Here is a 26,086-nt window from a genome sequence, read left to right as displayed (position 1 = left end):
CATGGAACTCACTGCCGCACAACGCATCGCCCAACGTTTCGTTGGCCTCCCCGTGGAGCAACGCCAGCAGATCCTGGAAAAGATGCAGGCCACCGGGCAGAGCTTCCGCCTGCTGCCCATCGTGCCCGCGCGCCAGGGCCTGGCGCGTATTCCGCTGTCGTACGCCCAGCAACGCCTGCTGTTTCTCTGGCAGCTGGAGCCCGACAGCCCGGCCTACAACGTGCCGATGGCGGTACGCCTGAAGGGCGCGCTGGACCAGGCGGTGCTGCAACAGGCGCTGGATGCGCTGGTGCAACGCCACGAATCGCTGCGCACGCGCTTCGCCTCGGAGGAGGGCGAGTTCTACCAGGAAATCCTCGAGCACTGCCCGCTGGCGCTGGAACGGGTGATGTTCGACGGTGCCGCCGACGAGGCAGCGCTGAGCGTGGCCGTGGACGCCGCCCTCAAGCAGCCCTTCGACCTGCTGGCCGGCCCGCTGCTGCGGGTGACCCTGCTGCGCGTGGCCGCCGATCACCACGTGCTGGCGCTGAGCATGCACCACATCATCTCCGACGGCTGGTCCAGCGATGTGCTGGTGCAGGAATTCATCCAGCTGTACAGCGCCCTGGCCGAAGGCCGGCAGGCCGAGTTGCCGGCCTTGCCGATCCAGTACGCCGACTACGCCATTTGGCAGCGCGCCTGGCTCGAGGCCGGTGAAGCGCAGCGCCAGCTGGCCTACTGGCAGGCCCAGCTGGGCGACGAGCAGCCGGTGCTGAGCCTGCCGCTGGACTTCGAGCGCCCGGCCACGCCCAGCCAGCGTGGCGCGGTGGTGCGCGTGGACATCGGCGCCGAACAGGCCGAGGCCCTGCGCAGCCAGGCGCGCAAGGGTGGCCACACGTTGTTCGTGCTGGTACTGGCGGCCATGGCGGTGGTGCTGTCGCGCTACAGCGGCCAGGCCGACATCCGCATCGGCGCCCCGAACGCCGGGCGCAACCGCAAGGAGCTGGAAGGCCTGATCGGCTTCTTCATCAACACCCAGGTGCTGCGCGTGCAGGTAGACGAGCGCGCCACCTTCGCCGCGTTGCTGGAGCAGGTAAAAGACGTGATCGGCGGCGCCCAGTCGCACCAGGAACTGCCGTTCGAGCACCTGGTCGATGCCTTGCTGCCCGAGCGCAACCTGGCCCACAACCCGCTGTTCCAGTTCAAGATCAACCAGCACGTGGCAGCCAGCGATGCAGGGCGCAAGCGCCTGGGCGCGCTGGAGGTGGAAGGCTTTGCCCGTGACGGCGGCGATGCCCGCTTCGACCTGGCGTTCGACTTCTCCGACAAGGCCGACGGCATCGAAGGCTACTTCACCTATGCCACCGACCTGTTCGAGCAGGCCACCATCGAACGCATGGCCGCTTCGCTGCGCCAGGTGCTGGATGCGCTGATCCGTGACCCGCAGCAGGCGATCGTCGACAGCCCGCAAGTGGCGACGCTGCTGCCGGCGGCCACGCAGGCCTACCCGCACCGCAACTTCCTCGCTTTGTGGCGCCAGGCAATGGCGCAAGGCCAGGCCCACGCCGGTGTGCGTGCTGGTGACCGGTTCATGACCCAGGCCGGGCTGGAGGCGGCGTCCAACCGCCTGGCCGATTACCTGCGCCAGCACGGCGTCGGGGCCGGCAGCATCGTCGCCCTGTGCCTGCCGCGCTCCATCGAGTGGATCGGCGCCTTGCTCGCGGTGCTCAAGACCGGCGCCGCCTACCTGCCGCTGGACACCCAGCAGCCGCAGGAGCGCCTGCAACAACTGATTGCCGACAGTGGCGCCGCCATACTCCTGCATGAGCCGGGCGACCAGCGCTTCGCCGGCCTGGACGGCGTGCAGTTGATTGCCTGCGATCACACCGCCTGGGCAACCTGCAGCGACAGCCCGGTCGAGGTGGCCATCGCCGCCGAACAACCGGCCTATCTGATCTACACCTCGGGCTCGACCGGCCAGCCGAAAGGCGTGGTGGTCAGCCACGGGGCGCTGGCCAGTTACACCCAGGCGGTGCTGGAGCGCCTGCAACTGCCGGCCGCAGCGAGCATGGCGATGGTGTCCACCACCGCGGCCGACCTGGGCCACACCGTGCTGTTCGGTGCCTTGGCTTCGGGCCGCCTGCTGCACCTGCTGCCACAGGAACTTGCGTTCGACCCGGATGGCTTCGCCAGCTACATGGCGCAGCACCAGGTCGGCGTGCTCAAGCTGGTGCCGAGCCACCTGCAAGGCTTGCTGCAAGCGGCCCGCGCCGCCGATGTGCTGCCCGCCGAGGCATTGATCCTGGGTGGTGAGGCATGCAGCTGGGGCCTGTTGGAAAAAATCCGCGAACTGCGCCCGGCTTGCCGGGTCATCAACCACTACGGCCCGACCGAAACCACTGTCGGCGTGCTCACCTTCGAGCCGGGGCAGCCACTGCCAGGTTGCCGCACGGTACCGGTCGGGCGCCCGCTGGGCAACGCCTGCGCCCAGGTGCTGGATGGCTACCTCAACCCGTTGGCGGCGCAGGTGCCTGGTGAGCTTTACCTGGGCGGGCAAGGCGTCGCCCAGGGCTACCTGGGCCAGCCAGCGTTGACCGCCGAACGCTTCGTGCCCACCGAGGGTGGTGCCCGCCTGTACCGCACCGGTGATCGCGCGCGGCTGACTGCCGATGGCCTGGTCGAGTTCATCGGCCGTGCCGACGACCAGGTGAAGATCCGTGGCTATCGCGTGGAGCCAGGTGAAGTCGGCCGGGTGCTGGCCGGCCTGCCCGGTGTCAGCGAGGCCGTGGTACTGGCCTTGCCACTGGAGGGCGATACCGAGCGCTTGCAGCTGGTGGCCTACGGTGTGGCCGACGCCGGTGTGACCGTGCAGCAACTGCAGGCGCAATTGCAGGCACGCCTGCCGGACTACATGGTGCCGGCGCAGATACTGCTGTTGGAGCGCCTGCCATTGACCGCCAACGGCAAGCTCGACAAGCGTGCCTTGCCGGCACCAGGCGCGGTCAGCCGTGGCTATGTGGCGCCACAAGGCGATATCGAGGAAAAGCTGGCCGCAGTGTGGGCCGATGTGCTCAAGCTGGAGCAGGTCGGCAGCACCGACAATTTCTTCGAACTGGGCGGCGACTCGATCCTCAGCCTGCAGATCATCGCCCGGGCCAAACGCCAGGGCATCCGGATCACCCCCAAGCAGTTGTTCGAACAACAGACCATCGCCCAGCTGGCCCAGGTAGCCAAGCGCATCGAGGCCAAGCAAGCGGTTGCGGCCGCAGCCGTGGACACCGCCACCAGCGGCGAGTTGGCATTGCTGCCGGCCCAGGCGCGTTTCTTCGAGATGGAGATCGCCCAGCCGGCGCATTGGAACCAATCGGTGCTGCTCAAGCCGGCCAGCCCGGTGCACGTGCAACACCTGGAGGCAGCCCTGCGCGCCGTGGTCGAGCAGCACGATGCCCTGCGCCTGCGCTTCAGCCGTGGCGAAAGCCAGTGGCAGGCGCGCTTTCAGCCGCTGGACAATGCACCACTGCTGCGCCAGCGCAACCTGGCCGCACTGAATGAGCTGGACGCCGCCGGCAACCAGGTGCAGGCCAGCCTGAACCTGGAGCACGGGCCGCTGCTGCGTGCCGAACTGTTCGATTTCGCCGATGGCCAGCAGCGCCTGCTGCTGGTGGTCCATCACCTGGTGGTCGACGGTGTGTCGTGGCGGGTGTTGCTGGAAGACCTGCAAGCGGCCTACCGGCAATTGCTGAACGGCCAGGCCGTGAGCCTGCCCGCCAAGACCACCTCGGTGAAGACCTGGGCCGAGCGCCTGACCAGCCATGCCGGCAGCCCCGTATTGCAAGCACAGCGCGACTACTGGCTGCAGGCGCTGGCCGGCGACCACGCCGAACTGCCGCGTGACAACCCGCAGGGCAGCCTGGCCAATACCCATGCCCGTACCGCCGCCACACGGCTGGATGCCGAGCGCACCGCCAAGCTGCTGAAACAGGCCCCGGCGGCCTACCGCACGCAGATCAACGACCTGCTGCTGACCGCGCTGGCGCGCACCCTGTGCCAGTGGAGCGCACAGGACAACGTGCAGGTACTGCTGGAGGGCCATGGCCGCGAAGACCTGTTCGACGACCTCGACCTCAGCCGCACCGTGGGCTGGTTCACCAGCCTGTTCCCGGTGCGCCTCACACCCGGCCAGGACCTTGGCCAGTCGATCAAGGCGATCAAGGAGCAACTGCGCGGCGTGCCGGACAAAGGCCTCGGCTACGGCTTGCTGCGTTACTTCGGCGACGCTGAAGTGCGTGACCGGCTCGAGCGTGCCGCCCAGGCCCGTGTCACCTTCAACTACCTGGGCCAGTTCGATGCCAGCTTCGATGCCGAGGCCGGCGCCCTGTTCACTCCGAGCGGGGAAAGCGCAGGCCGTACCCAATGTGCCGGCGCACAACTGGGCAACTGGCTGAGCATCACCGGCCAGGTGTACGGCGGCGAGCTGTTCCTGGAGTGGACCTACAGCGCCGACGTTCATCACCCGGCCACCATCGAGAAGCTGGCCCAGGCCTACGGGCAGGCCTTGGCAGAGCTGGTCGAGCACTGCTGCGATGCGCGGCACCAGGGCGTGACGCCGTCGGACTTCCCGCTGGCCGCGCTGACCCAGGCACAACTGGACAGCCTGCCGCTGGAGCTCGGGCAGATCGCCGATGTATACCCGCTGTCACCCATGCAGCAGGGCATGTTGTTCCACACCCTTTACGACCAGCAGGCCGGCAACTACATCAACCAGCTGCGCGTGGATGTGGATGGGCTGGATGTGCAGCGTTTCCACCAGGCCTGGCAGGCCACGCTCGATGCCCACGACATCCTGCGCAGCGGTTTCATCTTGCAAGGCGAACTGGACCAGGCTGTACAGGTGGTACGCAAGGCCGTCGAATTGCCGTGCAGCGAGCAGGACTGGCGTGGCCAGCCGGCGCTGGACCAGGCATTGCAGGCCCTGGCCGAGGGTGAGCGCCAGCGCGGCTTCGACCTTGCTGCCGCGCCGCTGCTGCGCCTGGTACTGGTACGCACGGGCGATACCCGCCACCACCTGATCTACACCAACCACCACATCCTCATGGACGGCTGGAGCACCTCGCGCCTGTTGGGCGAAGTGCTGCAGCGCTATGCCGGCCTGGCGCCGCAGGCACAGGCCACGCACTACCGCGACTACATCGCCTGGCTGCAGGGCCAGGACGCGGCCGTTGCCGAAGCCTTCTGGAAAGCCCAGCTTGCGGCCCTGGACGAGCCGACCCGCTTGGCCCAGGCCATCGCCGGCAGTGCAGGCGCAAGCGGTAGCGGTCATGGCGACCACCGCCTGGCCTTCGACCCTGAGCAGACCGCGCGCATCGAAGCCTTCGCCCGGGCCAACCGGGTCACGGTCAACACCTTGGTGCAATCAGCCTGGCTGCTGTTGTTGCAACGCTGCACCGGCCAGGCCAGCGTGTGCTTCGGCGCCACGGTCGCCGGTCGCCCGGCAGACCTGCCGGGGGTAGAGGAGCAGATCGGCCTGTTCATCAACACCTTGCCGGTGATCGGCGCCCCGCGTGCCGAGCAGACCGTGGCCGAGTGGATCGGCCAGGTGCAGGCCGGCAACCTGGCCGTGCGCGAGTTCGAGCACACCCCGCTGTACGATGTGCAGCGCTGGGCGGGGCAGGGCGGTGACGCCTTGTTCGACAGCATCCTGGTGTTCGAGAACTACCCGGTGGCCGAGGCGCTGCAACAGGGCGCGCCCGGTGGCCTGCGCTTCGGCGACGTGGCCGTGCAGGAGCAGACCAACTACCCGCTGACCCTGGTGGTGGAACTGGGCACCACGCTGTCGATGCAGTACAGCCATGACCGTGCGCTGTGGAGCGACGAGAGCGTTGGCCGCCTGGCTGGCTACTTTGCCAACCTGCTGCAGGCGCTGGCGGAGAATGCTGACGCGGTGATTGGCGAGCTGCCCATGCTGGGCTTGCCAGAACAGAAACAGATGGTCGAAGGCTGGAACGAAACCCAGGCGACGTACCCGGACGAGCGCAGCATTCACCAGCTGATCGAGGCCCAGGTGTTCGCCACCCCGGATGCCCCGGCGCTGGCCTTTGGCGAGCAGACCCTGAGCTATGCCGAGCTCAACCGCCGTAGCAACCAGCTGGCGCACAAGCTGCGCGAGCTGGGCGTGGGCCCGGACGTGCTGGTGGGCATCGCCATGGAGCGCAGCCTGGAGATGGTCATCGGCTTGCTGGGTATCGTGAAGGCCGGCGGCGCCTATGTGCCGCTGGACCCGGAATATCCCCAGGACCGCCTGAGCTACATGTTCGAGGACAGCGGTATCGCCTTGCTGCTGACCCAGTCGCACTTGTGCGAGACCCTGCCGATCCCGGCCGGCCTGCGCAGCCTGGACTTGGACACCGAGAATTTCGACGGCTACAGCGATGCCAACCCGAATGTCGACGTGGCCCCGCTGAACCTCGCCTACGTGATCTACACCTCCGGCTCCACCGGTCGCCCGAAAGGTGCTGGCAACAGCCATCAGGCGCTGGTCAACCGCCTGTGCTGGATGCAGAAGGCCTACGGCCTGGACGCCAGCGACAGCGTGTTGCAGAAAACCCCGTTCAGCTTCGACGTGTCGGTGTGGGAATTCTTCTGGCCGCTGATGACCGGCGCGCGCCTGGTCGTGGCCCAGCCCGGCGCGCACCGCGACCCGCAGTTGCTGGTCGAAACCATCAACCATTACGGCATCAGCACGCTGCACTTCGTGCCGTCGATGCTGCAGGCGTTCATGACCCACGAAGCGGTCGAGAGCTGCGTCAGCCTCAAGCGCGTGGTGTGCAGCGGTGAAGCGTTGCCGGCCGAGCTGGCCCGCCAGACCCTGCAACGCCTGCCAGCGGCGGGCCTGTACAACCTGTACGGCCCGACCGAAGCGGCGATCGACGTGACCCATTGGACCTGCCAGCCGGACGAAAGCATCAGCGTGCCGATCGGCCAGCCGATCGACAACCTCAAGACCCACATCCTCGAAGGCAGCCTGCAACCGGCGGTGCGCGGCAGTGCTGGCGAGCTGTACCTCGGTGGTGTCGGCCTGGCCCGTGGTTACCACCAGCGCCCGGCGCTGACCGCCGAACGCTTCGTGCCGGACCCGTTCAGCGACAACGGCGGCCGCCTGTACCGCACCGGCGACCTGGCGCGCTACCGCGCCGATGGTGTGATCGACTATGCCGGGCGCATCGACCACCAGGTGAAGATCCGCGGCCTGCGCATCGAACTGGGCGAGATCGAGGCGCGCTTGCTGGAGCTGCCGAGTGTGCAGGAAGCCGTGGTGCTGGCCCAGGACGGGCCAAGCGGCAAGCAGCTGGTGGGCTATGTGGTGCCCGTCGACAGCACGCAAGACGAAGGCGCATTGCGCGACAGCCTGCGCGAGGCGCTCAAGGCCGGCCTGCCGGACTACATGGTGCCCGCGCACCTGCTGCTGCTCGGCAAGCTGCCGGTGACGCCGAACGGCAAGCTGGACCGCAAGGCCCTGCCGCAGCCGGATGCCAGCCAGTTGCAGGGCGAGTACGTCGCCCCGCGGAGCGATCTGGAACAGCAGATCGCGGCGATCTGGGCGGATGTGCTGAAGCTGGAGAAGGTCGGCCTGACCGACAACTTCTTCGAGCTGGGCGGCGATTCGATCATTTCGCTGCAGGTGGTCAGCCGTGCGCGCCAGGTGGATATCCAGTTCACGCCCAAGGACCTGTTCGAGGCCCAGACGGTGCAGGCACTGGCCCGGCTCGCCAACCGCGGCGACAATGTATCGATCGATCAGGGTGCGGTAACGGGCGTGACGCCGCTCACGCCGATCCAGCACTGGTTCTTCGAGCAGCCCATTGTCGTGCGCCATCACTGGAACCAGTCGGTGCTGCTCACGCCAGGTGAAACGCTGGAGCCGGCGACGCTCGATGCGGCATTGCAGGCATTGCTCGAACATCACGATGCCCTGCGTTTGCGCGTGTTCGGCCATGGGGTGGGCTGGCAGGCTGAATTTGCCGATGCAGGCTACTCCCAGTTGCTGTGGCATCGCGATTTCGCCAGCGTCGAGCAGTTGCAGCAAGCCGCCAGTGAAGCCCAGCGCAGCCTTGACCTCGAGCATGGGCCGTTGATGCGTGCCATGCTCGCTGCGCTGCCTGACGGTAGCCAGCGACTGCTTTTGGTCATCCATCACCTGGCGGTAGACGGTGTGTCGTGGCGTGTGCTGCTGGAAGACCTGCAGCAGGCCTACCAGACCCTGGCTGCCGGGCAGCCACTGCAGCTTCCGGCCAAGACCACTTCGTACAAAGCCTGGGCCGAGCGTTTGCAAACCTATGCCGCCGCGCCCGCATTGCAACAGCAACTGGGCTACTGGCAGGCGCAGTTGCAAGGGGCCAGCGAAATGCTGCCCTGCGACAACCCGCAAGGCAGCCGGCAACTGAAGCATGCGGCTTCGGTCAGCACGCGCCTCGACGTGGCAAGCACCCGACGGCTGTTGCAGGATTGCTCGGTGGCTTATCGCACGCAGATCAACGACCTGCTGCTGACGGCCCTGGCGCAAGCAGTTGGCCGCTGGAGCGACCAGCCCGAAGTGCTGGTGCGCCTGGAAGGGCATGGCCGTGAAGACCTGTTCGCGGGTATCGACCTGACGCGTACGGTGGGCTGGTTCACCAGCCTGTACCCGGTAAAGTTGAGCCCGCAGGCAGACCTGGCAAGTTCGATCAAGACCATCAAGGAACAGCTGCGCGCCGTGCCTGACAAAGGCCTGGGCTATGGCGTGCTGCGCTACCTCGGTGATGCCGCGAGCCGCGAGGCCCTTGCAGCATTGCCTGAAGGCCAGATCGTCTTCAACTACCTCGGGCAGTTCGACGGCAGCTTCGATGGCGAAGCAGGTCTGTTCACCCCCGCCAAGGAGAACGATGGCGCCAGGCAGGATGCCGAAGCACCGTTGGCCAGCCTGTTGACCGTCAACGGTCAGGTATATGGCGGCGAGCTACGCCTGGAGTGGACCTTCAGCCAGGACATTCATCGCCGCGAAACCATCGAGCAGCTGGCCCAGGCTTATCAGCGGGCCTTGGCTGAAATAATCGAGCATTGCTGTGAGGGTGGACATCGCGGCCTGACCCCGTCCGACTTCCCGTTGGCCGACCTGACCCAGGCGCAGCTCGACCAGCTGCCGGTTGCCGTGGCGCAGATCGCCGACGTCTACCCGCTGTCGCCGATGCAGCAGGGCATGCTGTTCCACAGCATCTACGAGCAAGGCAGCGGCAACTACATCAACCAGATGCGCGTGGATGTGGATGGCCTGGATGTACAAGCCTTCCGGCAGGCCTGGGATGCTGCCTTGCAGGCCCACGAAATCCTGCGCAGCAGCTTCGTCTGGCAGGGGGACCTGGGCCAGGCGGTGCAGGTCGTGCACAAGCAGGTGACACTGCCGTTCAGCGAATATGACTGGCGTGCCGAGGATGAGCTGGCGCGGGCGCTGGACAGCCTGGCGGATGCCGACCGGCAGCGTGGCTTCGACCTGGTCGAGGCACCCTTGTTGCGCCTGGTGCTGGTGCGTACGGCGCAGGCACGTCATCACCTGATCTTCACCTGCCATCACATCCTGATGGATGGCTGGAGCACCTCGCAGTTGCTGGGTGAGGTGTTGCAGCGTCATGCCGGTAAACCTGTGGTGGCAGCGGCGGGCAGCTACCGTGACTATATCGCCTGGTTGCAGCGCCAGGATGGGGCGGCGGCAGAGCGGTTCTGGCAGGGCCAGATGGCCAGCTTCAACGAGCCGACGCGCCTGGCCCAGGCCGTGCGCAATGGTGAGCCTGATGGCCATGGCCATCACGTTCATCACCAGGCATTCGATGCAGGGCGTACCGAGCGGGTTGAAGCCTTTGCCCGTGCCCAGCGTGTCACCGTCAACACCTTGGTACAGGCTACCTGGCTGTTGCTGCTGCAGCGCTATACCGGGCAGTCGTCGGTCTGCTTCGGGGCCACGGTCGCCGGCCGGCCAGCGGAGCTGGCGGGCGTGGAGGCGCAGATCGGCTTGTTCATCAACACCCTGCCGGTGGTTGGTACACCGCAAGGCGAGCAAAGCGTCGCGCAATGGATCGGGCAGGTGCAGGCCAGCAACCTGGCCATGCGTGAATACGAACATACGCCGCTGTACGATGTGCAGCGCTGGGCCGGGCTTGGCGGTGAAGCCCTGTTCGACAGCCTGGTGGTGTTCGAAAGTTACCCGGTGTCCGAGGCCCTTCGGCAGGGTGCACCGAGTGGCTTGCAGTTTGGCCCAGTGCAGGTGCGCGAGCAGACCAACTATCCGCTGACCGTGCTGGTGAGCCTTGGCGACAGCCTGGCTATCCAGTACCGGCATGACCGTGCGCACTGGAGCAGCGAGGCGATCGAGCAACTGGCCCATCACTTCGGTACGCTGCTTGACGCGCTGGTGAGTGACCCGTGTGCTGCACTCGGCGACCTGCCGCTGCTCGATGCCGCACAGCATCAGCGTATCGTGCAGGACTGGAACCGCACGGCGGCCAGTTACCCGGCCGACCGCTGTATCCATCAGCTGTTCGAGGCGCAGGTGGTTGCAGCGCCAGGTGCAGTGGCACTTATCCACGGCGAGCAGACGCTCACGTATGCCGCGCTCAATGTGCGGGCCAACCAGCTGGCCCACAAACTGCGCGAGGCTGGCGTGGGCCCGGAGGTGCTGGTAGGTGTCGCCATGGAGCGTGGCCTGGACATGGTGGTCGCGCTGATGGCCATTCTCAAGGCGGGCGGCGCCTACGTGCCGCTCGACCCTGGCTACCCGCAGGACCGCCTGGTGTACATGCTCGAAGACAGCCAGTCGATCCTGCTGCTGTCGCAGTCGCACCTGCTGGAGCGTGTGCCGGCCAGCTTCCAGGCGCGCACGCTGCTGGTGGACCAATTGCTGCTCGACGGCTACGAAGCGGCCGACCCGGTGTGCGTGAGCACGCCGGACAACCTGGCGTACTGCATCTACACCTCAGGCTCCACCGGCAAACCCAAGGGCGTCCAGATCGAGCATCGCAATGCCGTGGCAATGATCGGCTGGGCGCAGTCGGTGTACAGCCAGCAGGACCTGTGTGGCGTGTTGGCGTCCACATCGATCTGTTTCGACCTGTCGGTCTGGGAGCTGTTCGTGACCCTGGGCTCGGGTGGTTATGCGGTACTGGCGGCCAATGCCCTGGAGCTGCCGCACCTGCCGGCCAAAGACCAGGTACGCCTGGTCAACACGGTGCCATCGGCCATCAAGGTGCTGCATGAAACCGGCCAGCTGCCGTCCGGTGTACGCATCATCAACCTGGCGGGTGAGGCCCTCAAGCAGGGGCTGGTCGACGCGCTGTACGGCACTGGCCATGTGCTCAAGGTATACGACCTGTACGGGCCTTCGGAGGATACCACCTACTCGACCTTCACCCTGCGCACCCAAGGTGGCCAGGCCAATATCGGCCGGCCGCTTTCCAACAGTGCCGTGTACCTGTTGAGCGAGGCCGGAACGCCGCTGCCGGTAGGGGTGGTGGGGGAGCTGTACATGGCGGGTGCGGGCCTGGCGCGTGGTTACCTGGCGCGCCCTGGGCTTACCGCCGAACGCTTCATCCCCGACCCGTTCGGTGGGCAGGGTGGCCGCCTGTATCGCACCGGCGACCTGGCGCGCTATGACGCCGACGGGGTCATCGAATATGCCGGGCGTATCGACCATCAGGTGAAGATTCGCGGCTTCCGTATCGAACTCGGCGAGATCGAGGCGCGCCTGCAACAACAGGACGCAGTCCGCGAAGCCGTGGTACTGGCGCTGGATGCGCCGGGCGGCAAGCAACTGCTGGGCTACGTGGTGCCAGCCGATGCAGCGTCGGTTGCCAGCGAGGAAGCCCGGGCGGCGCTGCTTGACACCCTGCGCGCCAGGCTGAAGGCCAGCCTGCCGGACTACATGGTGCCCGCGCACCTGTTGCTGTTGGAACGCCTGCCACTGACACCGAACGGCAAACTGGACCGCAAGGCCCTGCCACAGCCTGACGGCAACCTGCGCCGGGCGGCCCATGTGGCGCCGGAAACGGAGCTTGAGCGGCGGATCGCAGCGGTATGGGCTGAAGTTCTTGGCCTGGAAAACGTATCTCTTACCGACAACTTCTTCGAGCTGGGGGGCCACTCCTTGCTGGCAACCCAGGCGGTAGCACGACTGCAGATCGAACTGGGTACGAACCTGCCACTCGCGTTGTTGTTCCAGACAGAGAACCTGCAGGCCTTTGCACAAGAGGTCGGCAGTCTCGGTACCCGAAACGACGGAGACCTGGATGAGCTCCAGGACTTCATGGCAGAGCTCGAGGCGGTTTGAGATGCACACGGACAACAGAAACGCAGACCTGGTTTATCGCTTTATCCGTCTGCCCCTGGCACAGCAGAAGCTGTTTCTCGAAAAACTGGCGTCCAAGGGCGTCACGCTCGCGCAACTGCCCATCCCGGTGGCCAGGCACGATGTCGAACGCCCTGTGCTGTCCTATGCCCAGCAACGCCAGTGGTTTATCTGGCAGCTGGAGCCCACCGGCTCGGCCTACAACATTCCGACCGCACTCAGGTTCAGGGGGCAGCTCGACCTGGCAGCCCTGCAGCGCAGCTTCGCGACGCTGATCCAGCGTCATGAAGCCTTGCGCACGACCATTGCCGAGGAAGATGGCCAGCTGATGCAGGTCATCCACCCGGACCAGCCTTTCCAGCTGGCCCGCCAGGCCTTGGGGGCCGTGGATGAGCAGGTTTTGCAGGCGCAGGTCGCGCTTGAGGTCCAGAAGCCGTTCGATCTGGTCCATGGGCCGCTGCTGCGGGTAAAACTGCTGGAACTGGCGCAGGGCGAGCACGTGCTGGTGCTCACCTTGCACCATATCGTCGCCGATGGCTGGTCGATGCCCTTGCTCATCGATGAGTTGGTACAGCTTTATGAGGGCTATAGCCAAGGTCGGGAGGTGGCGCTGGCCGAGCTGCCGATCCAGTACGCCGATTATGCGATCTGGCAGCGTGCCTGGATGGACGCTGGCGAGCGTGAGCGTCAGCTGGCGTACTGGATGGCGCAGCTGGGCGACGACCACCCGGTGCTGGAACTGACCACCGACAGGCCACGCCCGGCGCTGCAAAGCTACCGCGGTGAGCGGATCGACGTTGACCTGGGCGAAGCGTTGAGCCTGTCACTCAAACAGCTGGCGCAGCTCCAGGGGGCGACACCCTTCATGCTGCTGCTGGCGAGTTTCCAGGTACTGTTGCACCGCTACTCCGGGCAGGCCGATGTGCGCGTGGGCGTGCCCATCGCCAACCGTAACCGCGTAGAGACCGAGCGGCTGATCGGCTTTTTCGTCAATACCCAGGTGATGCGTGCCGAGTTCGACACGCAACTGACCTTCACCGAGCTGTTGGCGCAAGTGCGGCAACGAGCCTTGGGCGCACAGGTGCATCAGGACCTGCCATTCGAACAGCTGGTCGATGCCTTGCAGCCTGAACGCAGCCTGAGCCACAGCCCGTTGTTCCAGGTGATGTACAACCACCAGACCCGGGGCAAGGGCGAGCGCCGCAGCTTGCCCGGCCTGGAGGTGGAGGGCCTGCAATGGAACGTGCACGCGGCGCAGTTCGACCTCACGCTGGACAGCTTCGAACATGAGCAAGGCATCAGCGCCACGCTGACCTTTGCAACCGACCTGTTCGATGCCTCGACCATACAGCAGATGGCGCGACACTGGCTGAACCTGCTACACGGCATCGTCGCCAACCCAGGCCAGCGAGTGGCTGAGCTGCCATTGCTGGATGACGGGGAGCGGCAGCAGATCGTGCATGGCTGGAATGCCACGCAAGCCGATTACCCAGGCGAAGCCAGCATCCACCAGCTGGTCGAAGCCCAGGTACTCGCCACCCCGGATGCCCCGGCGCTGGCCTTTGGCGAGCAGACCCTGAGCTATGCCGAGCTCAACCGTCGTAGCAACCAGCTGGCGCACAAGCTGCGCGAGCAGGGCGTGGGCCCGGACGTGCTGGTGGGCATCGCCATGGAGCGCAGCCTGGAGATGGTCATCGGCCTGCTGGGCATCGTGAAGGCCGGTGGCGCCTATGTGCCCCTGGATCCTGAGTATCCCCAGGACCGCCTGAGCTACATGTTCGAGGACAGCGGCATCGCTTTGCTGCTGACCCAGTCGCACTTGCGCGAGACCCTGCCGATCCCGGCCGGCCTGCGCAGCCTGGACCTGGACACTGAGAACTTCGACGGCTACAGCGATGCCAACCCGAACATCGATGTGGCCCCGCTGAACCTCGCCTACGTGATCTACACCTCCGGCTCCACCGGTCGCCCGAAAGGCGCTGGCAACAGCCATCAGGCGCTGGTCAACCGCCTGTGGTGGATGCAGAAAGCCTACGGGCTGGACGCCGGCGACAGCGTGCTGCAGAAAACCCCGTTCAGCTTCGACGTGTCGGTGTGGGAGTTCTTCTGGCCGCTGATGACCGGCGCGCGCTTGGTCGTGGCCCAGCCGGGCGCGCACCGCGACCCGCAGCTGCTGGTCGAAGCCATCAACCACCACGGCATCAGTACGCTGCACTTCGTGCCGTCGATGCTGCAGGCGTTCATGACCCACGAAGCAGTCGAAAGCTGCATCAGCCTCAAGCGCGTGGTGTGCAGCGGTGAGGCGTTGCCGGCCGAACTGGCCCGCCAGACCCTGCAACGCCTGCCGGCGGCGGGCCTGTACAACCTGTACGGCCCGACCGAAGCGGCGATCGACGTGACCCACTGGACCTGCCAGCCGGACGAAAGCATCAGCGTGCCGATCGGCCAGCCGATCGACAACCTCAAGACCCACATCCTCGAAGGCAGCCTGCAACCGGCGGTGCGCGGCAGTGCTGGCGAGCTGTACCTCGGTGGTGTCGGCCTGGCCCGTGGTTACCACCAGCGCCCGGCGCTGACCGCCGAACGCTTCGTGCCGGACCCGTTCAGCGACACCGGCGGACGCCTGTACCGCACCGGCGACCTGGCGCGCTACCGCGCCGATGGTGTGATCGACTATGCCGGGCGCATCGACCACCAGGTGAAGATCCGTGGCCTGCGTATCGAACTGGGTGAGATCGAGGCGCGTCTATTGGAACTGCCGAGTGTGCAGGAAGCCGTGGTGCTGGCCCAGGACGGGCCAAGCGGCAAGCAGCTGGTGGGCTATGTGGTGCCTGCCGACAGCACGCAAGACGAAGGCGCATTGCGCGACAGCCTGCGCGAGGCGCTGAAGGCCGGTTTGCCGGACTACATGGTGCCGGCGCACCTGCTGCTGCTCGGCAAGCTGCCGGTGACGCCGAACGGCAAGCTGGACCGCAAGGCCCTGCCGCAGCCGGATGCCAGCCAGTCGCAGGGCGAGTACATCGCGCCGCAGAGTGATCTGGAACAGCAGATCGCGGCGATCTGGGCGGATGTGCTGAAGCTGGAGAAGGTCGGCCTGACCGACAACTTCTTCGAGCTGGGCGGCGATTCGATCATTTCGCTGCAGGTGGTCAGCCGTGCGCGCCAGGTGGATATCCAGTTCACCCCCAAGGAGTTGCTGCAGCATCAGACCGTGCAGGGGCTGGCCTCGGTTGCCCGGCGCAGCGAAGCACAAGCACTGGAGCAGGGCGTGGTCACCGGGCCTCTGCCACTTGTTCCGGTGCAGCACTGGTTCTTCGAGCAAGCGCTTGTAGTACGTGACCACTGGAACCAGTCGGTGTTGCTCGAGCCTGGTGAGGCACTGGATGCGCACCTGTTGAGCATGGCGCTGGGCAACCTGCATGCCCATCACGACCTGCTGCGGCTCAATGTCTGGCAGAGTGCCGAGCGCTGGCAGGCCGCGATCGGCGCGCCGGTATCGACCGAGCTGCTGTGGGTACGCGAATGCGTTGATGCAGAGGCGCTGCAACGCTTGGCTGATCAGGCCCAGCGCAGCCTCAACCTGGCTCAGGGGCCACTGTTGCGCGCCGTGCTGGCAACGCTGGCAGACGGCAGCCAGCGGCTGCTGCTGGTCATTCATCATCTGGTGGTCGATGGCGTGTCATGGCGGATCCTGCTGGAAGACCTGCAACAGGCCTACCAGGCGCTTGTCCTCGGCCAGCCGCTGAAGTTGCCGGCCAAGACCAGCGCGTTCAAGGTCTGGGCCGAACAGCTGCAGGCCTATGCCAGCAGCCAGGCACTGCAACATGAACTGCACTACTGGCGTGATCAACTGCAAGGCGCCAGCGATGCTTTGCCTTGCGATCATCCCCAGGGCGAAAACCGGCAGAAGCATGCAACGTCGGTCAGCACTCGCCTGGACCCGCTCTGGACCCGCAAGCTGTTGCAGCAGGCACCGGCAGCCTATCGCACGCAGATCAACGACCTGTTGTTGACGGCATTGGCCCGTGTGGTCAGCCGTTGGACCGAGCAGCCGCAGGTACTGGTGCGCCTGGAAGGTCATGGCCGCGAAGACCTGTTCGACGGTATCGACCTGAGCCGCACGGTGGGTTGGTTCACCAGCATGTACCCGGTCAACCTCAGCCCTCAGCCCGAGCTGGCCAGCTCGATCAAGACCATCAAGGAGCAACTGCGCGCGGTGCCCCACAAGGGCCTGGGCTATGGTGTGCTGCGTTACCTGGGGGCTGGTGAAGCTCGGCAGACGTTGGCGGCGCTGGCCCAGGGGGCGATCATCTTCAACTACCTGGGGCAGTTCGATGGCAGCTTCGACCAGCAGGCGAGCCTGTTCAAACCGGCTAGCGAGAATGCCGGGCTGAACCAGGATGAGGACGCGCCATTGAGCAGCCTGCTGGCGCTCAATGGCCAGGTGTACGGCGGCGAGCTGACACTGGGCTGGACGTTCAGCCGTGAAGTCTTCGATACCTCGACCATCCAGCAACTGGCCGATGCCTATGCAGAAGAACTCAAGGCCTTGATCAACCATTGCTGCCAGGATGACACCCAAGGCCTCACGCCATCGGACTTCCCCTTGGCCCGTCTGAACCAGGCGCAACTGGACGACCTGCCGGTACCTGCTGTTCAGATTGCCGATATCTACCCGCTGTCGCCGATGCAACAGGGCATGCTGTTCCATACCCTGCAGGAGAGCGACGCCGCGCTGTACATCAACCAGACTGCGGTCGATGTGCACGGCCTGGACATCGACCGCTTCGTCGCGGCCTGGAACCAGGTGATCGCCAGCCACGACATCCTGCGCACGGTCTTCTTGTCATCGGCCCGGTGGGCGGAGCCCTTGCAGGTGGTGCAGCGTCAGGCCAGCCTGCCGCTGCGCGTGCTCGACTGGCGTGGGCGTGAGGTGACCAGCGACGCCTTGCAGGCGCTGGCAGCCGAGGAGGCTGCCGAAGGCTTCGACCTGGCGTGTGCCCCCCTGATGCGGCTGACGCTGGTTCGAGTGGATGAGCAACGCCTGCACCTGATCTGGTCGCGCCACCACATCCTCATGGATGGCTGGAGCAATTCACGGTTGCTGGGCGAGGTGTTGCAGGTTTATCACGGCCTGCCTGCCAGCCATTCGGGGGGGCGCTTCGGTGACTACATCCGTTGGCTCGCCGAGCAGCCGATGGGCAAGCTGGAGCAGTTCTGGAGCGAGAAGCTGCGTGCCCTGGAGGGGCCGACGCTGTTGGCCGACAGTGTTGCGCCGCAGGCGGACGGCAAGCTTGTCGGGCACCATGCGCTGTATCTGCATTGGGATGCGCAGCGCACGCAACACCTGCGTGACCAGGCCCGGCGCCTGAGGGTCACGCCCAATACCCTGGTCCAGGCCACTTGGCTGTTGCTGCTGCAACGCTACACCGGCCAGGCCAGCGTGTGCTTCGGCGCCACAGTGGCCGGGCGCCCCAGCAGCCTGGCCGGTGCAGGCGAGATGCTGGGGCTGTTCATCAACACGCTACCGGTGGTGCAGGCGCCGCAACCCCAGCACATTGTCAGCGACTGGCTGCACCAGCTGCAGCACTACAACCTGGAGTTGCGCGACCACGAGCATGCAGCGCTGGCCGATGTGCAACGCTGGGCCGGGCGGCCAGGGCAAGCGCTGTTTGACAGCATTGTGGTGTTCGAGAACTACCCGGTTGACGACCGCCTGCGCGAGGGCGGCGGCGGAACGTTGCGCTTTGGCGAAGTCCGTAACCGCGACGTCACCAACTATGCCATGGACCTGGCCGTGCAATTGGGCGAAACCTTTTCGGTAGAGTTCCTGTACTTGCGCAACCGCTTTACCGAAGCCGCTGTCGAGTGCCTGCGCGGTAGTTTCGAAAGCCTGCTGAGCGCCATGCTGGACAATCCCCAGGCCACGCTGGGCAGCCTGGGCATGCTGACGCCGGCGCAGGCAAGGCACGCCGACTTGCGCAACCAGCTTGCGGCACCTGGGCGCGAGCAGCCGCTGCTCGCCGAGCGTATCGCCGGGCATGCCCGTGAGCGTGGCGAGGCCATGGCGGTAGTCTGCGGCGGCCAACAGTTGACCTATGCTCAGCTGGACGCGCGCGCCAACCGCCTTGCCCACCACCTGATCGCGCAGGGCGTGCGCCCGGAAAGCTGCGTGGGCATTGCCCTGGAGCGGTCGGTGGAGGTGATCGTGGCCTTCCTGGCGGTGATGAAGACCGGCGCAGCTTATGTGCCATTGGATATCGACTACCCACAAGAGCGCCTGCAGTGGATCGTCGAGGACTCGGCAATGCACCTGCTGGTCACCAGCAGTGGCCTGCGCCAGCGCTTTACCCAGGTAGCGCGGTGCGTCGAGCTGGACCAGCAAGCGCTGGACCATCTGCCTGCTACTGCACCTGAACAGCGCGCGTGCGCGGATAACCTGGCTTATCTGATCTACACGTCTGGCTCCACCGGCAAGCCCAAAGGTGTGGCGGTGAGCCACGGCCAGATTCGCATGCACTGCCAGGCCATCGCCGGGCTGTACGAGATGGACCTGCAGACCCGCGAGCTGCTGTTCATGTCGTTCGCCTTCGACGGGGCGCAGGAACGCTGGCTGTCGACGTTGTCCTCGGGTGGTTGCCTGGTGGTGCGTGACAACCGGCTGTGGACGGCAGAAGAAACCTGGCAGACCTTGCATGCCCAGCGTATCGACATCGCCTGCTTCCCGCCGGCCTACCTGCAACAGTTGGCCGAATTCGCCGACAGCCAGCAGCAGCCTGCGCCAGCGATGCGGGTGTACTGCTTTGGCGGCGATGCGGTACCGGACGCCCTGTTCGAGCACGTCAAGCGCACGCTGCGTCCGCGCTGGTTGACCAACGGCTATGGGCCGACGGAAACCGTGGTTACGCCTCTGCTGTGGAAAGTGCCGGTGCAACGAACCTGTGAGGCTGTGTACGCGCCGATCGGCGACCGCGTGGGCGAGCGCACGCTGCACGTGCTGGACCAGCACCTCAACCCGCTGCCCGATGGTGTGGCCGGTGAGCTTTACATCGGCGGAGAGGGCGTGGCGCGTGGCTATCACCAGCGGGCTGCTCTCACGGCCGAGCGCTTCGTGGCCGACCCGTTTGCCACGGGGGGCCGCCTGTACCGCACCGGTGACCGGGTGCGTCGCCGCGCCGATGGTGTCATCGACTTCCTCGGGCGCCTGGACAACCAGCTGAAGATTCGCGGATTCCGCATCGAGCCGGGAGAAATCGAGGCACGCCTGCGCAACCTGGCTGGCGTGCGCGATGCCGTGGTGGTGGCGCGTGACATCAGCACGGGCAAGCAACTGATCGGCTACGTGGTGACGGACAATGCCGATACCCGCGCCGAGCAATTACGTGATGCCCTGCGCGCCGACCTGCCGGATCACATGGTGCCGGCACAGCTTGTACTGATGCCGGCGCTGCCGCTCACCTCCAATGGCAAGATCGACCGCAATGGCCTGCCTGCACCCGAGTTTGCCGCAGGCCGGGCATGGGTTGCCCCGCGTAATGCAATCGAGCAGGCGCTCGCAGCGATCTGGCAGGAAGTGCTGCAAGTCGAGCAGGTCGGTGTCGATGACAACTTCTTCGAACTGGGTGGTGACTCGCTGCGCGTGCTGAAGATGCTGTCCAAGGTCCGTGCCCGCGAGGATTTGCCTATCGAACTGAAACTGCGTGATGTGATTGCCCGGCCGACCATCGCCGAGTTGTCGGGTTATGCCCCCGACGATGCCAGCCTGGACCCGCTGTTGTTGCTGAACAGCCGAGTGAACGCGAGTACGCCGCTGTTCTGCCTGCATGCCGGGTTTGGCACGGTGTTCGATTACGAGCCATTGGCGCGCCGGCTGGAAGGCCGTTGCACGGTTTATGGCCTGCAATGCCGGATGCTGCTGGATCACGCCTGGGTGGATGATTCGCTGGAAACGATGGCTATCGATTACGCACAGTACATTCGGCAGAAGCAACCTGAAGGCCCTTATCAGCTGGCAGGTTGGTCGCTGGGCGGCACCCTGGCGGTGTTGGTGGCCAAGGAGTTGGAAAGCCAGGGGCAGCGGGTTGCGGTGCTGGCCTTGATCGACAGCTTCGTGCCCTCGGCCAGGCAAGCCGTGCAGGAAAGTGACTGGAGCGCCGACCTGCGTGGCTTCCTGGCGGTGATTCTCGGGGTTTCGGCCGATGCACTGGTGCTGCCGGTCGTGCCGGCAGGCAGTACTCAGGATGCCCTGGAGCGCGTGATCGAAACGGCACGGACCGCACAGGCTGCACAGTCGGCCTATGCCGAAATCGGCAACGCTGATCTGGCGCAGACCTTTGTCGTGGCCATGAAACTCAAGGCGCTTTCGCGTCAGTTGCGCCAGCTACCGTCTACCGAGGCAGCGGCAAGTTGCTGGTGGGCGGGGGAGGGCGCGCACGCGGGTGGCATCTCGGGTAGCTGCCAGGACATTGCTGTTGATGCCGGGCACTATGACATCCTTGAGCAGGTGGATGTCCTTGAGGGGATGATTGCCAGGCTGTTGCTGGCAGATACGATCAGCCAGTAAACCTGCTCACTCTGTGTAGGAGCGGCCTTGTGTCGCGAAAGGGCCGCAACGCGGCCCCGGGGGCTCAGCAGTGATGCAGGAATTGCCGGGGCTGCCTTGCAGCCCTTTCGCGACACAAGGCCGCTCCTACAACGGACCGCGTACCGACGCGAAGACCATGCAGGCATGAAAAAGGCGACCTCCAGGGTCGCCTTTTTTCGTTCTGCTGATCAGAAATCGTAGCGCAGGTTCAGCGTCGCGTTTCTCGGCGCGCCATAGTGGCCATAGTTGCCGGCCAGGCCTGCGTAGTACTTCTTGTCGAACAGGTTGTCCACGTTCAGCGTGGCGGCCAGGTGCTCGCTGATCTTGTAGCGGGCCATCAGGCTGGCCACGGCGTAGTCTTCCTGGGTGATGCGAGTCTTGTAGCTGGTGACCAAGGATTGCTTGGAGTTCCAGTTCACGCCCCCACCTACGGTCAGGCGGTCCCATTCGCCGGGCATGCGGTAAGTGGTCCACAGGCGGAAGGTGTCCAGTGGTAGCTGAGGTGTCTGGCGAGTGCCGCTGGAGTCCTCTGTGCGCGAATGGCTATAACCGGTGTGAACTTCCAGCCCAGGCGCTACTTCGCCGGACAGTTCAAGGTCGATACCTTTGGTCTCGGCACCGTCCACAGCCTTGGAAACCGTCCAGGTTACTTCTTGGGGTGCCTCGAAATCGGTGTCGGTCACGGCGAAGTTGTCGCGCTTGATCAGGTAGATCGCCGCGTTGGCGTTCAGGCGGCCATCGTAGAATTCACCTTTCCAGCCCATTTCATAGTTCTTGCCGATCACAGGGTCCAGCACCTTGCCGGTACGGTCGCGGCTGGTCTGGGGCTTGAAGATATCGGTGTAGCTGGCGTACACCGATTGCTCATCGGTCAGGTCATAGATCAGGCCGGCGTACGGTGTTACCTCTCCGTGCTCCTTAAGTTGCGTGGGGTTGCCAGTGCCAGTGGTCAATACCACCTGGTTCGAGTCCGAACGGTAGTTGGTTGTACGGGCACCGAGAATCATGTGCAGGTCGTCGGTGAAGTTGAGCCGGGTGGCAATGAAGTAACCGGTCTGGCGGATGGTCAGGTCGTAGTCCAGCAGTGGCGAATAGTTGCCAGGTTGCGGTATGCGGTTGCCCCAGGTGTAGAAGTTGAATGTGGCTTCCCCAGCTCTGCCGGTGAAGTGGTTGTTCTCGTAATCCATGTAGTCGAAGCCGGTAACCAGTTCGTGGGTCTGGCCAAACAGCTCGAAAGGCCCCTGCAGCGTGATGTTCATGCCCCGCTGAACCTGGTGGGCATCGACTTGCAGCAGGTCGGACTTGGCGTTGCCGGTGGCTTGATCGAGGGTAGATACGCCCGCACCGGTGCGGTAGAACGCCGACAGCGAGTCGCGATCGACATCCATGTAGTTGCCGGCCATCTTCAACTGCCAACCATTGCCAAGCTCCTGGTCCAGGCCGAAGGAGTAGTTCTTGGTGGTGTAGTCTTCATACATCCAGCGCGGCCCGGAACTGGTCGAGCGGGAGAAGTTGGTGGGCTGGCCATTGCTGAAGAACAGCGGCACACCTGGCGCGCCATTGGCGTCGTAGGTCTGGTAGTCCATGCCGAAGCGCACGGTGGTGGTATCGGTCAGGTCTGCTTCGAGCACGCCGTAGACCAGGTCACGGTCCTGGCTGTACCAGTCCATGTAGCTCTGGTTGCTCTGCTTGGCGGCCACCAGGCGGCCGCGCAGCTTGCCGCTTTCGATCAGTGGGCCGGACACGTCGGCCTCGGTGCGATAGTAGTCCCACGAGCCCACACCGGCCTGCACATACGACTGGAATTCACGCGTGGGGCGCTTGCGTACCATGTTGACCACACCGTTGGGTTCGCCCGCACCGGTCATCAGGCCAGTGGCGCCGCGGACGATCTCGATGCGGTCGAACATGGCCATGTCCATCAGGGTGTTGGGCATGTTGCGCGTCAGGTAGTCCTGCGCGGTGTTCACGCCATCGAGCTGGTAGGTGCTGATTTCCGAGCCGCGCGAATAGATATGAAAGCGCTCGCCACCGTCCTGGGACATGGTGATGCCCGGGTTCTGCTTCAGCACGTCGGTAATGGTCGCCAGGTGCTGGTCGTCCATTTGCTGGCGGGTGATGACGCTGATGCTTTGCGGTGTTTCGCGTATCGACAGGTTCATGCGGGTGGCCGTGCTGGTCACGCCGGTGGTGTAGGAACCCGTGCCTTCGGTAGTGGCCCCCAGGCCCACGCTATTGACGTTGGTCGCCGAAAGCTCGACCTGGCCGTCCTTTGCGGCTGAACCCGCTGTTACCGTCACGGTGTTGCCGTCGATCTGATAACGCAGCCCGCTGCCGCCCAGCAGGATGCGCAGGGACGAAGCGAGGTCGTGGCGCCCTTTGAGTGCGGAGGAGCGCAGGCCACCGATATCTTCCGGGCTGTACAGCAATTGGGTATCGGTCTGCCTGGCCAGTGCCTGCAACGCCGAATTCATCGACTGCGCAGGAATATCCAGGGTCCACTCCTGTGCCTGCACCTGGGCAACCATCGCAGCGGATATCGCCAGGCCCAGGCCGATGCGTGTGAACGCGCGCTGGGGACGAAGGGAATGACGGATCAGTAATGCTTTGGCAAGCGGGTTGAGCGGGCCGGGGAGGGACTTGGACATCTATTGCGGTCTCGTTGGCAGAGGGTTTTTTTCTATGTCAGCTATAGGACGCAGCACCTGTGAAAAACCGGAACGATTCTTATTGGCGATTTTTTTGGCCGGTGCTGCGTTAACCGCGTCACAACTTCACAGTTCGCGTGCTACGCGAAAGCCGAGGAAATCCCCGCGGGTGGTCTTGAGGCGGTCGTTGCGGTTGGCCGAGCGGGAGAAGATCGGCGGCTCGCCCCAGTCGTTGCCGCGCATGTGCGCGCGGATGCACTTGGGGTCCTGGATCCAGGCGCTGCCGTCGGTGGGGGCGCCTTCGTAGCTGTCGTGGTAGCAGTCCGCGACCCATTCGTAGACGTTGCCGTGCATGTCGTACATGCCGAAGGCATTGGGCGGGTAGCTGCCCACCGGGGCGGTGAAGGTATGCCCGTCCTTGGGGCCATAGGTGTTGGCGTGCTTGCTGATCTCGTACTTGCCCGGTTCGTCGAAGGGGAAGGGGAACGGGCCGCTGGAGCCGCCACGGGCGGCATATTCGCGTTCGGCTTCGCTGACCATGCGGTATGGCTTGCCGGTGGTTTTCGCCAGCCATCGGGTATAGGCCTGCACTTCGTCGTAGTCGACGCACACCGCCGGCTGGCGGGGGCCTTGCTTGTAGCTGGGCTTGCTGGCTTCGCACCAGCGGCCGGGGCGGTCGTCGCCGCTCTTGATGACGGTGCCGGTGGCCTTGATATAGGCGTCCAGCTCGCCGGCGGTTACCTGATAGCGGCTCATGGCGAAGGGCTTGGCGAAGGTCACGGTGTGCAGCGGGCCCTCGTCGGGCTGGCGGCCGACTTCGTCGTCGGGGGCCCCCATGACGTAGCTGCCGGCGGGCAGCACGACCATCTCGGGGCAGTCCTTGCAGTCTTTGAACACGTCGCCGGGCTTGGCGGCGTGGGCGTAGGCGCTGACCAGCAGCAGGCAGGTGATCTGGGCTGGCCGGTAGAGCCAGGCGGATACGTTCATCGGTGGTCCTCGAAACGGGTGAATGCGGGCTGCGTTTCGCATTCAGACGAATCGGGGTGGTGAGAAATTAACCAATAGAGACGCGGCCCCTATGGTCGCGGCTGGCTTGCTCAAAACTTGAAGGTTGCGTAAACCCCTGTGGGAGCGGGCATGCCCGCGAAGCAGGCGACGCGGTGTATGGCACCGGCTTCGCCGGTGTTCGCGGGCGCGCCCGCTCCCACAGGGATCGCGGAAGCTTCGAGATTGAGCAGGACAGTTGCCCCACTGTGATATGCGCAAAGTTGAGTTTGGGGAGGTTGCCAGCTGCCTGGCACCGGGCTATAGTCCAGCCCACTGCATTCTCCCCGAAGACCTGTTCATGCCAGCCAGCCCATCCACCACAAGCTTTGCCATCGCGCCAGTCGCGGGCATGGTCGTGCGTGGCTGCCAGCAGCCGGCGATGATCAGTCACTATCCACCACCACCTGTCAGTGGCGTCGTAGGCGGCGTAGCTCCGCCTCCTTGCGTGGTCGTGCTGGGCTGATCGGCTTCTGGCCGCATCCCTTCGCACACGCAACCTACTGAACACGGTCGGCGACTTCCCACGCTGAAGCGCACGCCGTCCGTCTGGCTTATTCGCCTTGAATCAGGTGGCAATACATGTCTGTCTTTAGCAAAGCATCCGTGGCCTCGGCGGCCACTACCAGCCTGTTCGTCCTGCTGTGGAGCAGCGGGGCAATCGTCTCCAAACTCGGCCTGGCGCATGCCAGCCCGTTTGCCTTCCTGCTGTTGCGCTCGGCGCTGGCCCTGGCCGGCCTGCTGCTGATCGGCCCGTTGCTGGGGCTGCGCTGGCCGCGCAGTCGCGGGGCCATCCTGCGGGCCCTGGGCACCGGCTGTGTGCTGCTCGGCGCCTACCAGATCTTCTACCTGCTGGCGCTCGATACCCATGTCACCCCCGGCATCATGGCCACGGTGATGGGGGTACAACCGATCCTGACCGTGGTGCTGATGGAGCGCCAGCGCTCCTGGAGCCGCTTGTTCGGCCTGGGGTTGGGGCTTGGCGGGTTGATCATGGTGGTCTACCAGGGCATCAACCTGGGCGGGGTGTCGCTGGCGGGAATGCTGTTCGCCTTGCTGGCGCTGGCCAGCATGACCTTTGGCTCGATCCTGCAGAAGCGCATCACCGACAACCCCATGGGCACGCTGCCGCTGCAGTACCTGGCCGGCTTTGCCATGTGCGCGTTGTTCGCGCCGCTGCAGCCGCTGCATGTGGAATGGACTGGCGGTTTCGTCGGCGCGCTGCTGTGGATGGGGCTGGTGGTCTCGCTGCTGGCGACCCTGCTGCTGTACCGGCTGATCGCCAAGGGTAACCTGGTCAATGTCACCAGCCTGTTCTACCTGGTGCCGGCAGTGACCGCGGTGATGGACCTGCTGATCTTCGGCAACCGCCTGGCGCCGCTCAGCCTGCTGGGCATGGGGCTGATCGTGGTGGGCTTGCTGTTCGTGTTCCGCAAGCCCGCCGCGCGCCTGGCCGAGGCGTAG

5 protein-coding genes are annotated in these 26,086 nt (G+C 65.2%); 3 read left to right on the top strand and 2 right to left on the bottom strand.

Annotated elements, in window-relative coordinates:
• The first annotated feature begins 1 nt into the window (after nt 1).
• Both CAG44_RS05085 and CAG44_RS05080 read left to right on the top strand, forming a co-directional pair.
• Complete coding sequence (locus tag CAG44_RS05085; RefSeq protein ID WP_085691694.1) at nt 2–12,328, top strand: non-ribosomal peptide synthetase; 12,327 nt, start codon at nt 2–4, stop codon at nt 12,326–12,328.
• Between the two features lie 28 nt (nt 12,329–12,356).
• Entirely contained in the window at nt 12,357–20,909 is an 8,553-nt protein-coding gene (locus CAG44_RS05080; protein WP_371916768.1) for an amino acid adenylation domain-containing protein, read from the top strand.
• Nucleotides 20,910–21,118: 209 nt separating this feature from the next.
• On the opposite strand, the gene CAG44_RS05070 is transcribed toward CAG44_RS05080, so the two are convergent.
• On the bottom strand, nt 21,119–23,578 hold the full coding sequence (locus tag CAG44_RS05070; RefSeq protein WP_085691691.1) for a TonB-dependent receptor: 2,460 nt from the start codon (nt 23,576–23,578) through the stop codon (nt 21,119–21,121).
• A gap of 126 nt (nt 23,579–23,704) precedes the next feature.
• Nucleotides 23,705–24,565, bottom strand: coding sequence for a formylglycine-generating enzyme family protein (locus CAG44_RS05065; RefSeq protein ID WP_025340192.1), 861 nt, complete (start codon nt 24,563–24,565; stop codon nt 23,705–23,707).
• A gap of 639 nt (nt 24,566–25,204) precedes the next feature.
• On the opposite strand from CAG44_RS05065, the gene CAG44_RS05050 reads away from it, so the two are divergent.
• Nucleotides 25,205–26,086, top strand: coding sequence for a DMT family transporter (locus CAG44_RS05050; RefSeq protein ID WP_041505660.1), 882 nt, complete (start codon nt 25,205–25,207; stop codon nt 26,084–26,086).

The sequence above is a fragment of the Pseudomonas sp. B13(2017) genome (assembly GCF_002113245.1).
Taxonomy (GTDB): Bacteria; Pseudomonadota; Gammaproteobacteria; order Pseudomonadales; family Pseudomonadaceae; genus Aquipseudomonas; species Aquipseudomonas putida_Z.
The sequence above is the reverse complement of the archived record's forward strand: the minus strand, read 5'-3'. Positions and strand labels throughout refer to the sequence as shown.